The 11,399-nt window shown below is 64.4% G+C and carries 8 protein-coding genes and 1 pseudogene; 5 read left to right on the top strand and 4 right to left on the bottom strand.

The window, feature by feature from the left end; translation table 11 throughout:
* Positions 1-557: 557 nt before the first annotated feature.
* Together KIH79_RS12105 and KIH79_RS12100 are read left to right on the top strand one after the other, a co-directional pair.
* Positions 558-1,289: an MIP/aquaporin family protein gene (locus tag KIH79_RS12105; protein ID WP_219059603.1), complete on the top strand. Its 732-nt coding sequence runs from the start codon at positions 558-560 to the stop codon at positions 1,287-1,289.
* 355 nt (positions 1,290-1,644) lie between these two features.
* On the top strand, positions 1,645-2,751 hold the full coding sequence (locus KIH79_RS12100; RefSeq protein ID WP_236023845.1) for a DUF3152 domain-containing protein: 1,107 nt from the start codon (positions 1,645-1,647) through the stop codon (positions 2,749-2,751).
* A 9-nt stretch (positions 2,752-2,760) separates the two neighbouring features.
* On the opposite strand, the gene KIH79_RS12095 is transcribed toward KIH79_RS12100, so the two are convergent.
* Both KIH79_RS12095 and KIH79_RS12090 read right to left on the bottom strand, forming a co-directional pair.
* Positions 2,761-3,801 carry a glutamyl-Q tRNA(Asp) synthetase gene (locus KIH79_RS12095; protein WP_219059602.1) on the bottom strand — a complete coding sequence of 347 codons (1,041 nt, stop codon included), beginning with the start codon at positions 3,799-3,801 and terminating at the stop codon, positions 2,761-2,763.
* Between the two features lie 49 nt (positions 3,802-3,850).
* Positions 3,851-4,412, bottom strand: a pseudogene (locus tag KIH79_RS12090) (manganese efflux pump MntP).
* Between the two features lie 338 nt (positions 4,413-4,750).
* Here KIH79_RS12090 and murA point away from each other — a divergent pair.
* Complete coding sequence (gene murA / locus KIH79_RS12085) at positions 4,751-6,073, top strand: UDP-N-acetylglucosamine 1-carboxyvinyltransferase (RefSeq protein ID WP_219059604.1); 1,323 nt, start codon at positions 4,751-4,753, stop codon at positions 6,071-6,073.
* A gap of 100 nt (positions 6,074-6,173) precedes the next feature.
* Here murA and KIH79_RS12080 read toward each other — a convergent pair whose 3' ends face one another.
* On the bottom strand, positions 6,174-7,493 hold the full coding sequence (locus KIH79_RS12080) for an MFS transporter (RefSeq protein ID WP_219059601.1): 1,320 nt from the start codon (positions 7,491-7,493) through the stop codon (positions 6,174-6,176).
* Positions 7,494-7,918: 425 nt separating this feature from the next.
* Entirely contained in the window at positions 7,919-8,569 is a 651-nt protein-coding gene (locus KIH79_RS12075) for a TetR/AcrR family transcriptional regulator (RefSeq protein WP_219059600.1), read from the bottom strand.
* Positions 8,570-8,700: 131 nt separating this feature from the next.
* Here KIH79_RS12075 and KIH79_RS12070 point away from each other — a divergent pair, with 131 nt between their 5' ends.
* Together KIH79_RS12070 and KIH79_RS12065 are read left to right on the top strand one after the other, a co-directional pair.
* The gene (locus KIH79_RS12070) at positions 8,701-9,594 is read left to right on the top strand and encodes a lysophospholipid acyltransferase family protein (RefSeq protein WP_219059599.1); all 894 of its coding nucleotides are present in this window, start codon (positions 8,701-8,703) and stop codon (positions 9,592-9,594) included.
* 30 nt (positions 9,595-9,624) lie between these two features.
* Positions 9,625-10,620, top strand: a complete 996-nt coding sequence (locus tag KIH79_RS12065) for an NAD(P)H-dependent glycerol-3-phosphate dehydrogenase (protein ID WP_219059598.1) — start codon at positions 9,625-9,627, stop codon at positions 10,618-10,620.
* The last annotated feature ends 779 nt before the right edge of the window (positions 10,621-11,399 follow it).

The following is an 11,399-nucleotide window of genomic DNA, read 5'->3' as shown; positions in this document are numbered from 1 at the left end:
TCGACCGGGTGGTGGCAGCAAGAATTGCCATGCGATAAGAGGGTGTTGCGGCTCTGGTATTGGAATCGCGCTATCGCGCGATGCCGTGTTGTTGGCGGCACTGGCGTGCCGCGACGCTCCCCCAGTCGACCTTCGGTCGACAGCCCCCTCAGCCGAGGGGGCCGAGGCTACCGCCAGCGTCACAAGCGTTGAACACTTGCCTTGGCGGCAGCTGCCACTGACAGCACAGCATCGCGCGACAGCGCGATTCCGATACCTCGGACCACGCGACTCATACACAGCAAAATGCGAAGAGCCGGTTAAGGGTTTGAGTGGCGGTTTTCGCTCGCTGGCGGGTCCCGCAGCGAGCGAAAGCCGCCACGCAGTATCCCGAGTGGCAGAGAACGCTCGCTGAGAACGGTCTCAGCGAGCGAAAACCGCCACGAGACGGACGGACGCTCCTCATGGGTCCGGTTCAGCCCTCGGCGTACACTTGTCTAGTTTGCTTGACGCAGTTGCGTCGGCGTCACGTCATCTTCAACAGACCATCCAACAGGACAAGAAGAAAAGAAGAAGCAGTGGAATACTCCCTCTTTACCAAGCTGGCCGCCGAATTCTTCGGCACCGCCATCCTCATGATCTTCGGCAACGGCTCTGTCGCCAACGTCGAGCTTAAGAACACCAAGGGCCACCATGCCGGCTGGCTGAACATCGCCATGGGCTACGGCTTCGGCGTCATGTTCCCGGTCCTCATGTTCGGCGCCGTCTCCGGCGCACACATCAACCCGGCCATGACCATCGCGCAGGCCATCAACGGCATGTTCCCGTGGAACGAGGTGCTGCCGTACATCATCGCGCAGCTGCTCGGCGCGGCGCTTGGCCAGTTCATCGTGTACCTCACCTACTACCCGCACTACAAGGAGACCGAGGACGCCGAGGCCATCCTCGCCACCTTCTGCACCACCGACGCCGACAACAAGAAGCTCAACTACTTCGTCAACGAGATGTTCGGCACGCTCGTGCTCGTTTTCGGCGCGCTGTGCTGCCTGATGGACCCGTGGGGCGAGAAGGATCCGGCCGCGGCCGCGATCGTTGTCGGCTTCATCGTGTGGGGCCTCGTCACCTCCATGGGCGGTCCGACCGGCCCTGGCCTGAACCCGGCCCGCGACCTTATGCCGCGACTCCTGCACGCCGTCCTGCCGATCCCGTCTAAGGGCACTTCCCGCTGGAACGAGGCATGGATCCCGGTCGTCGCCCCGATCGTGGGCGCGATCATCGGCGCCTGGCTGTTCAACGCGTTCTTCGCCTGATACTTCAGCCAAACCTTCCCGTCGCCGCATAAGACGGCGCAAACCAGAGGCCCGCTTCCGATGCTCGGAGCGGGCCTCTCCGCATATCCGCATATAAGGTAGGCTCGACCGCAGCATTTTCGCCGTACTGTTCGGCTGCGTCGGTTCGTTCCGGTTTCGGCATCGTGTGCGGCGCGGATACCGAAAACGGTGTAGCCGACGGGACGCCGTATATGAGCGGCCTGCGCGGGGCATGGTCGCGGGGAGACCTATACTGGGCGCAGATGGCCCGCAATGGTCCGTATGTGATGTCCGCCGACGACGTGCGGGCAGGCAGCCGCCCGGCAATGTTCCGGGATAGAGCGAGGAGGACGTCATGCCGCGTTTCACTGAATCTCGTCGCGAAACGCAATCTCCGGACATGTCAGACCACGGGCGAATCCAGTCGGACGCCAATACGATCGGCCGTAAAGCCGGCAAGAGCGGCGCATCCAACCGGATTCCCACCGGGATCGACCAGTCCGATACAACCGGCCGGCCCCGTGCAGCCGCCGGAACTACCAACGGCGTGCGCGAGACGCGCGGACCATTCGACTCGGGAATCACGCTGATCCGTCGTTTCGTCGGCAGATTCAGCCGCGAACCTAAGTATGTGATCCGCCGTGCGGCCGCAGCGGTGCTGGCCGTCGTCTTCGTCGCAGCCGTGGTCGGCTCCACCGTCGTCTCCGGCGGCGCGCTGGAGCGGGTCCGCGCGCGGGCCGCAGCATCGCAGACGTCACTGCAATCGGCACAATCCGGCACGAATCCGTCCGGAACGTCGCACGGCGCATCGTCGTCAGGCAAGTCTCAAGCCGCAGCCAAAGCCGACCCGCAGACCGCGGACATCGCCGCAACGTTGAAGTCCGACGCATCGGCCAAACCGCTCACCGACGCCGAACGCGACGCCATCCTGCAGCAGGCGCAATCGACGGCGGCCGACAGCGGCAACGTGCCGCAAACGTTCACCTACTGTCTGGAGACCAAGGGCGACATCGGCAGCACGACCGCATTCTCCAATGCCGTGTACCGGACGCTGAACAGCACGAAAGGGTGGCCGCGCGCCGGCGCGACGTTTGAACAGCTCAGCGGAGACGACTGCGCGAATGCGGACATGACGCTCATCCTGTCCGAAGCGAAATACATGTCCGACTTTTCCGAAGGTTGTTCCGACTCGTACAGCTGCCGCGTCGACAATCAGGTCATCATCAATGTCGACCGCTGGAACGGCGGCACCGACGACTGGCTGAAGGCCGGCGGCACGCTCGCCCGATATCGGGAAATGGTCATCAACCACGAGGTCGGCCATCGGCTTGGCCACTACGACAATGAAACGGCCTGCGCCGGCGATGGGCAGCCGGCGCCGCTCATGTTGCAGCAATCCATGCATCTCGACGGCTGTACACCCAACGAATGGCCGCTCGACAGCGAATTGTGGATCGGCTGACGCGCCCCGCTAGCCGATTTCGGTGCGGCGATCGGCGAGATTCGCGCGGACTTGGGCCCACGAGAACCGTTCCAGCGCCTCGTCAAGGCCTATGGGCTCGCCGAACGGATCCGCGGCGTCGTCGGCCGGCAGATCCGAAAGCCCCAGCAATCGCGCACAATAGCCGATGATCTGTTCGGGGGAGAGTCCCTCGCCACGCAGCGTGTCCATGTCCAGCGCACGTTCGCGTTTGGCCAGCCGCCGGCCGGCCGCATTGTCGATCAGCGGCAAGTGCGCGAACGTGGGGATGACGCCGTCGCGGCTGCCGCGCGCGTCATGCGCGTTATGCGCATCATGCGTGCCATTGTCGCGCTCGTCGCCCGCCGCGCCGAATCCGAGCGAGACCAGCCGATTGCGGATATACAGCTGCAGCGCGGTCGAACGCAGCAGGTCGCGCCCGCGCACGATGTCGGTGACGCCCATGTCCAGATCGTCGACGGTCACGGCGAGCTGGTACGAGAACAGGCCATCGGCGCGGCGCATCACCGTGTCGCCCAGATCGCGGGCCAGATTGAACGACTGCGAGCCAAACACACGGTCGTTGAACGTAACGTCGATGTCGGGCGCGACCAGACGCAGCGAATGGCGCGCGCCCGTGTCCGTCCGACGCCGGGATTCGGCGGGATCGGCCTGCCACAGCCGGCGGCAGGTGCCCGGATACACCACGAATCCGTCGCCTTCCTGAGGGGCGGACGCGGCGCGGATGTCGGCGCGCGAGCAGAAGCACGGATAGACGAGACCGGCGTCGCGCAGCACGCGCAGTGCCTCCTCGTACCGGTCAAGGCGTGCGGACTGGTACACCGGCTCGCCGATCCAATCAAGGCCGAGCCAATGCAGGTCGTCCATGATCCAACGGTCGGCGTCGGGGCGCACGCGCGGACGGTCGATGTCCTCGATGCGCAGGATCACGCCGTCGCCGCGGCTGGCGGCCGACAGCCATGCGCCGAGCATCGCATAGATGTTGCCGATGTGCATGCGGCCGGACGGGGTGGGGGCGAAACGACCGGTCATATCGCGCCTCCCTCACGGCTTCCCTCGCGTCTTGCCATGGCCATGCGCATCACAGCACGCCGAGATGCTCGAGCAGCACCTTGAGACCGATAAGCCACGAGCACCACGCCGCCGGCGATCTGCGCGGGCTTCTGCCAGCGCGCGCCGAACATGCGGCCGATGTACAGGCCGGCCGCCGAGAACGCGCCCGTGGTGATGCCGATCGTGATCACCGAGCTCCACACGTTCACCTTCATGAACGCGAAGCTCACGCCCACTGCGAAGGCGTCGATGCTGCACGCCACGGCGAGCGGCAGCATGTGCTTCCAGTCGAATTCCGCGTTTTCCTTCGCGTTTTCCTCGTCTTCCTCGAACGCCTCGCGGATCATGTTGCCGCCGATGAACGCGAGCAGCGCGAAGATGATCCAATGGTCGACGGCGGTCACGTAGTGGGAGAACGTGGAGGCGAAGAAAAAGCCGAGCAGCGGGAACAGCGCCTGGAATCCGCCGAACCACAACGCCGTCTTGAGCGCGTCGACGTGCCGCAGCTTGTGTACGGTCAGACCCTTGCCGATCGACACGGCAAAGGCGTCCATGGAAACGGAAAGGGCAATGAGAAATGTCTGCAACATACTGGTATACGAAGGTTCATCCCGCCGGTCTCCCCACGGGATGGGCCTCGACGGGACTCTCACCCGCCTACGCCTAGGGGTACCGACATTGAACTGCCAAGCCAACCAGCCGGGCTTTGAATCCAAGCGAATGCTGTTCGCATGTCGTCAATTACGAGGCACCACTATACACCGTTTCCGCTGTGGGCGTCATGGCAAGGCGCCTTCGCTTTCCGCTCTGCGAGTGGCTTTGCCTCGCTTTCACCGCGTCGCCACACACCTTGTGGCAAACTATCAGTAGTTGTCCCGTATGTGAAGCGTTTCAAGCATCACCAGCGTTGAAAGAGGTTAGCGTGGCCATGAATCCGGAGGAAGACGTCCTGCATGTGGAGGGCGGCAAGCCCCTGAACGGCACGATCAAGGTGCGCGGCGCGAAGAATTTCGTCAGCAAGGCCATGGTCGCCGCACTGCTTGCGCCCGGCAAGTCCGTGCTCAAGAACGTGCCCGAGATCCGTGACGTGCACGTCGTGTCCGATCTGCTGCGGCTGCACGGCGTCGAGGTCGACGTGGACGGCGCGAACGGCATCGTCACGATCGACGCGTCGCACGTCCAGCTCGCCGACGTGGCCGACGTGGACACGCTTTCCGGCTCGTCGCGCATCCCGATCCTGTTCTCCGGTCCGCTCGTGCACCGCTTGGGCGAGGCGTTCATTCCGGCGCTCGGCGGCTGCAACATCGGCGGACGCCCGATCGACTTCCATCTCGAGACGCTGCGCAAGCTCGGCGCGACCGTCGACAAGGAGCACAAGGACGGCATCCACATCACCGCGCCGAACGGTCTGCACGGCGCGAAGATCCACCTGCCGTACCCGTCCGTCGGTGCGACCGAGCAGACGCTGCTCGCCGCCGTGCTCGCCGAGGGCAAGACCGAACTGTCGGGTGCCGCGACCGAGCCGGAAATCATGGATCTGGTCTGCGTGCTGCAGAAGATGGGCGCGATCATCTCCGTGGACGTCGACCGCACGTTCCGCATCGAAGGCGTCAAGGAACTGTCCGGCTACACGCACACGTCGCTCACCGACCGCATCGAGGCCGCGAGCTGGGCATCCGCCGCGCTTGCCACGCACGGCGACATTTTCGTCAAGGGCGCGACCCAGCCGGGAATGATCACGTTCCTCAACGTGTTCCGCAAGGTCGGCGGCAAGTTCGAGGTCACCGACAAGGGCATCCGCTTCTGGCATCCGGGCGGCGACCTGCACCCGGTCGCCATCGAGACGGACGTGCACCCCGGCTTCATGACCGACTGGCAGCAGCCGCTGGTCGTGGCCCTGACGCAGGCGAACGGCCTGTCGATCGTGCACGAGACCGTGTACGAGAACCGTTTCGGCTTCACCAAGCCGCTTGTGCAGATGGGCGCGACGATCCAGCTGTACCGCGAATGCCTCGGCTCGCTGCCGTGCCGCTTCCAGCAGCGCAACTACAAGCATTCGGCCGTGATCTTCGGACCGACGCCGCTGACCGGTCGCGACATCGACGTGCCGGATCTGCGCGGCGGATTCTCGCATCTGATCGCGGCGCTCGCCGCGTCCGGCCCGTCCGACGTGCACGGCATTTCGCTCATCGACCGCGGCTACGCGGACTTCCGCGGCAAGCTCGCGGCGCTCGGCGCGGATTTCGACTGATCTTGGCTGATTCGCTGATCGGTTGAGTCGGCCGACGGCCGGCATCCGTATGGTACGGATGCCGGCCGTTTTTTGTTGCGTGTGATTGCGCGCGCGTCCGCTACTCGTCGAACCGGCGCGAGAACGGCGTCATCATGGCCGTGACCGCGCCGCACGCCGCGGTCGTGACGAGCAGGATCGCGGCGACCGGGAAACGGTCGTACGCCCAGCCGTACGCCATCTGGCCGAGCGGCTGCGCGCAGATGCACAGCGCGCCGAAGATCGACATCACCTTGCCGGTCATGGCCTCCGGCGTGCTCATCTGAATCGCCGGCGCGGCGATCAGGTTCGTGAAGCAGCAGCAGATCATCGACGCGCATTCGAACGCGACCATCACCACAAGCTTCGTCCACGCGCCGACCGGCAGCAGGAACACCAAACCCTGCGGCAGCAGCGTCAGCGTGAACGCGACCAGCGCGGCCGGCATACGGTCCATCGACAGCTTCGCCGCGAATATCCCCGCGATGATCGCCCCGGCCACGCCCGCCACGCCGACCATGCCGTCGGCCACGCCGTACACGGTCGCGTCGAATCCCAGCACGGTGCGGATCGTGTATGCGACGCCGACGTTCGAGTATCCGATGACCACGAAGTTCAGCCCGGCCGCGAACAGCGCCAGCGTGAACACGTTCGGCCGTTCTCGCAGCAGAAAACGCAGGCCGGCCTTGAAATCGTCGAACGGCGAGGGCAGCTCGCCGTCACGTTCCGGCGCGCCGATCCGGATGAACTGTTCGAGCGCGGCCGCCGCCGCGAAGCTGGCCACGGCGATCGCCATCATTGCGCGAATGCCGAGCGTCGAGTACAGCACGCCGCCGAGAAAGCTCGGCAGCAGGTTGCAGAGCATCTGCACCTGATTGGTCACGGCCGTGGCCTGCCGTACGGTCTCCTCGCCGTAGCGGCGGTACATCTGGGGGATTGCGGCCTGCACGGTCGGCGTTTCGAACGCCTCGAGCACGGCGAGCAGGATCTGCATGACCGCGACCGCGGCGATGCTGAAGCCCGCGGACGCGAATACGACCGCGCTGACCGCCACGATGACCGCACGGCCTGCATCCAGTGCGACCATGATGGTGCGGCGGTTCATGCGGTCCGCGAGCACGCCGCCGAACGGCGAGCAGACGATGGTCGGCACGACCGCCGCGGCCAGGATCGACGCGAACACGGTGGCGGAGCCGGTGCGGTCGAGCACCCACATCGCCATGGCGAAGCTGAGCGTCGCGTCGCCGAACAGGGAGATGCCCTGACCGGCGATGAGCAGCGCGAAGTCGCGCGATTTGAGCGGGGATGCGGTGCCGTGTGTGCTGGGCTTGGCCGTTGCCGCTGCTGTTGCTGTTGATTGTGTTGCCGACGTGGGCTGTGAAGATTCGGTGGGGCGGGTCATGATGATGGTTCCTTTCTTGCGTCGCGGTTTGTGTTGTTTGTGTTGTTTGTGTTGGTTGCGCTGCCGGGTTGCGTTGCCGGCGTTGCGGACGTGAGTTGGTGCGTTGGTGCGTTGATGGCGGCGCCCGATTATTCATACCGACCGACGGTATGAATAGAACCGTTGCGCTGCCGACGATTGTGGGATTGCGCATGATTGTTGGGGATGTCCTTTGCTGTTGTGACGGTGCTGTTGTGACGGCGGATGCCGTTGCTGATGCGACGGCGAATGCCGCACCGATGATGTTCCGCCGCCGGCGGCCGCCGTGGAACGGTGACGTCGGCCGTGCCGTCTGATTGCCGGCGTCGGCCGTCGTCTTGCCGGACGGACCGGCTGCCGGAATGCCGACTGCCGGAATGCCGGCAGCCGGTCGGACTGCGCGACGGCTACTGCGTCCGCGCGACGTGCATCATGCCGTCGATCGTCTGCCGTTCGAGATCGTCGTCGAACACCGGCGCGCCGACCGCGTCGAGCATCGCGCGCAGACATCGCACGCGACGTTCCATCTCGCTTCTGGTGGCGGGGTAGAAGTGCGGCATCAGCCAGTAGTTGCATAACAACGCCAGCAGCTGGGCGACTTCGGCCGGGTATTCGGTCGGCATCGAGCCGTCGCGCACGCCCTCGTCGATCAGCGAACGGAGGAACACCGGCAGCTTGGTCGACCAGAACTGCAGATTCGAGGCGAGCGTCGCCGGATCATCGAGGAACGGCATCGTCTCGCGGGCGAGGTTCAGGTGTTCGAGGCTGTTCATCGACGTGGAGAACAGCAGCCGGATCTTCTCCAGCCCGGTCAGATCGTCGCGCGCGTCCATTTGTTCCTTCAGATTCCGGTACGCGGCCCAGTCGTCGTCGCTGAGCCGTTCGAGAATCGCGTCCTTCGACTTGAAGTGGTGGTAGATCGCGCCCTTCGACAGGTCGCCGAGTCGGTCGACGATGTCCTGAATGGTCGTCTTCTCGTAGCCCTGCTCCGCGAACAGCTCGCGCGCGGCGTCGAGGATGCGCTGCTCGGTGACTTCGGGATGCGCGTTGCGTGCCATCTGTTCCTCCTCATCACTGTACTGGCCGTCATCATACATACCGACCGTCGGTATGTAAAATCGATTATTGTCATCGCGTGGCGACAATCGCCTCATGGACGTCGTTCGTGGGTTGCGGCACAATAGGGCGCATGGCATCCAAAGGAAAACCGTCGCCGCGCTCCGCGGTCGAGCCGCTCTCCGACGCGCAGGTGACGAAACTGGCAAAGGCGCACCATTTGGTCGACCCGATGCGCGACCTGCCGACCGGGCCGAATCGGCGCATCAACCAGGCCGAAATCGACGCGCAGCATCCCAAAGGCACCGCGCGACTGCTCAAGGGCGTCGACGTCGTCTTCAACGCCAGCTGCAAAACGCGCGCGTGGGGACTCGACAATATCCCCGAAACCGGCCCGTTCATCACCGCGGCCACGCACGTGACCATGTTCGACGTGTTCGTGCCGATGGCCAGCCTGTTCCACATGGGCCGTCGTCCGCGCTACATGGCCAAGGCCGAAATGGCCCACTGGCCGCTGATCGGCAAGTGGTTCCAGCTCGTCGGCATGCAGCCCGTCCAGCGCCGCAGCGGCAAGGCCAAGGCGATCGAGGAAACGTCGATCGAAATCCTGACCAGCGGCCGTCCGCTCACCGTCTGGCCGGAAGGCACCGTGACGCGCGACCCGAAGAAATGGCCGATGAGCATGAAAAACGGCGTCGGCGTGATCGCGCTCGAAGCCTCGCGCCGGCTCGGCCGTCAGATCCCGCTGTTCTGCGCGGTGACGTGGGGCGCGGCCAGCATCAACCACTGGTGGCCGTGGCCGCGCAAGAACGTCGTCATGTGCTACGACGAGCGGCTCGACTACGCCGACCTGCTCGCCGATTGCGATTCGTGGGCCGACGGCATCGACGGCGTGCCGGCGGCGCTCGCCGACGAGCTCACCCGCCGCATCCGCGTGCGCATGACCGCGATCATGGCCGAAATCCGCGGCGAGTCCGCGCCCGACGGCTACTGGGACTACCGCACCATGAAGCGGGTCAAGGGCTGAACCAAGGAACGGGAACAAAGGAGCAACGTAATGAACATAACGGTACTGGGAGCGGGCGCATGGGGTACCGCTTTTGGCCAGGTGCTGGCCGACGCGGGCAACAACGTGACGATGTGGGCGCGCGAGCCCGAAATCGTCGAAGGCATCCGCGACCATCACCACAACGGCGTCCGCCTGCCGTCCGTGGAGAAGCTGCCCGATAACATGACCGCCACCGGCGACCGCGCCGCATCCGTCAAGGACGCCGAAATCGTCGTCGTCGCCATCGCCGCGCAGTTCGCGCGCGTCGCGCTCGCCGACTTCAAGGGCCTCATCCCGTCCGACGCGATCGTCGTCAGCCTGATGAAGGGCATCGAACGCGGTACCAGCAAGCGCATGGACGAAGTCGTGCGTGAGGCGCTCGACCTGCCGGCCGACCGGTTCGCCGCCATTTCCGGTCCGAACCTGAGCAAGGAGATCGCCGACCGCCAGCCCGCCGCCACGGTCGTCGGCTGCGCGAACATCGACCATGCGCGCAAGGTCGCGGCCGCCTGCACCACCAGCTATTTCAAGCCGTTCGTCACCACCGACGTGATCGGACTGGAAATGTGCGGCTCGCTCAAGAACGTCGTCGCGCTCGCCGTCGGCATGGCGCGCGGTGCGGGCTACGGCGAGAACACGGCCGCGATGATCGAGACGCGCGGACTGGCCGAACTCACCGCGCTCGGCCAGGCGGCCGGCGCCGATCCGAAGACGTTCGCCGGACTCGCCGGCGTGGGCGACCTGATTGCGACGTGCGGTTCGCCGCTCAGCCGTAACTACACGTTCGGCTCGAATCTGGGCAAGGGTCTGTCCGTGGAAGAGGCGACGCGCGTGAGCAACGGCGTGGCCGAGGGCGTGCCGACGACGGATGCCGTGGTTGCGCTCGGCGACGAGCTCGGCGTGCCGACGCCGCTGGCGTATGCGATGAGCCGCGTGCTGTCGGAGGGCATCTCCTGCCAGCAGATGCTCGCCGAGCTGTTCGGTTCGGAGATCACCGAGGAGTGATCGTCCGATCGGTCGATGCTGATCGGCGCGCGCAGATGCGTTCGCGGATGTATCTGCTGATGCGGCGTGGCGCAGTGTGATCAGTGTGATCGTTGCAGGGCTCCGTCTTGTTGAAGACGGAGCCCTGTTTCGTTGATGCGTGTACATAAGCGGATGGGATGCGCTCCGCATATGTTCCGCGTATGGGTAGCGCATCGTCGCGTTTGGTGGTGCCGGCTGGTGGTGCCGGTTGGTGGTGACGTTTGGTGATGGTGGACGGGGTGTGCGCATGAACTTTGCGCGATGAAGTTGTCGTGGTGTGTCGTTTGTTGGTTGCGTGTTGTTCATGTTGGTGTTGTTTTTGGGGTTTAGGATGGTTTCAGGCGTGGGGGAGTGCGTTTGCGACACGCCGGGGGAGCCGTGTGTTTTCAACGGTTTTGGGGTGTTGTGTGTCGTGCGGTTTGCGTGGTTGTGGGTTCTCGTGTATGTTTATCTCTTGCTGCCGGTCAGCGAGTGGTTCTCTTCCTTGGGATTGCGGACTGATCGTGTGGTGGTGGTTTGAGAACTCAAGAGCGTGTTTGTACTACTTTTTAGAGTCGTTTTTTGATTGCCAGTCCGCTTGCTTCCTTGGTTGTTTTTGGCTGGGGTTCTGTGAGAGCAGGTAATGGTGAGCGGGGTTTTTGTGCGAACGTCCTTCCTTATAGGATGTTCCGTCAATTTATGTTTTTGAGAGTCATTCAATGGTTCTCTTCATGATTTTTTTGTGGAGGGTTCGATTCTGGCTCAGGATGAACGCTGGC

Origin of the sequence: Bifidobacterium miconis, from assembly GCF_019331735.1 — a bacterium.
Lineage (GTDB): Bacteria > Actinomycetota > Actinomycetes > Actinomycetales > Bifidobacteriaceae > Bifidobacterium > Bifidobacterium miconis.
The sequence above is the reverse complement of the archived record's forward strand: the minus strand, read 5'-3'. Positions and strand labels throughout refer to the sequence as shown.

Excerpts from the sequence above, each read along its gene's own strand:
- KIH79_RS12100 (WP_236023845.1), top strand. The coding sequence starts at position 1,645 with ATGCCGCGTTTCACTGAATCTCGTCGCGAAACGCAATCTCCGGACATG.
- KIH79_RS12095 (WP_219059602.1), bottom strand. The coding sequence starts at position 3,801 with ATGACCGGTCGTTTCGCCCCCACCCCGTCCGGCCGCATGCACATCGGC.
- murA (WP_219059604.1), top strand. The coding sequence starts at position 4,751 with ATGAATCCGGAGGAAGACGTCCTGCATGTGGAGGGCGGCAAGCCCCTG.
- KIH79_RS12080 (WP_219059601.1), bottom strand. The coding sequence starts at position 7,493 with ATGACCCGCCCCACCGAATCTTCACAGCCCACGTCGGCAACACAATCA.
- KIH79_RS12075 (WP_219059600.1), bottom strand. The coding sequence starts at position 8,569 with ATGGCACGCAACGCGCATCCCGAAGTCACCGAGCAGCGCATCCTCGAC.
- KIH79_RS12070 (WP_219059599.1), top strand. The coding sequence starts at position 8,701 with ATGGCATCCAAAGGAAAACCGTCGCCGCGCTCCGCGGTCGAGCCGCTC.
- KIH79_RS12065 (WP_219059598.1), top strand. The coding sequence starts at position 9,625 with ATGAACATAACGGTACTGGGAGCGGGCGCATGGGGTACCGCTTTTGGC.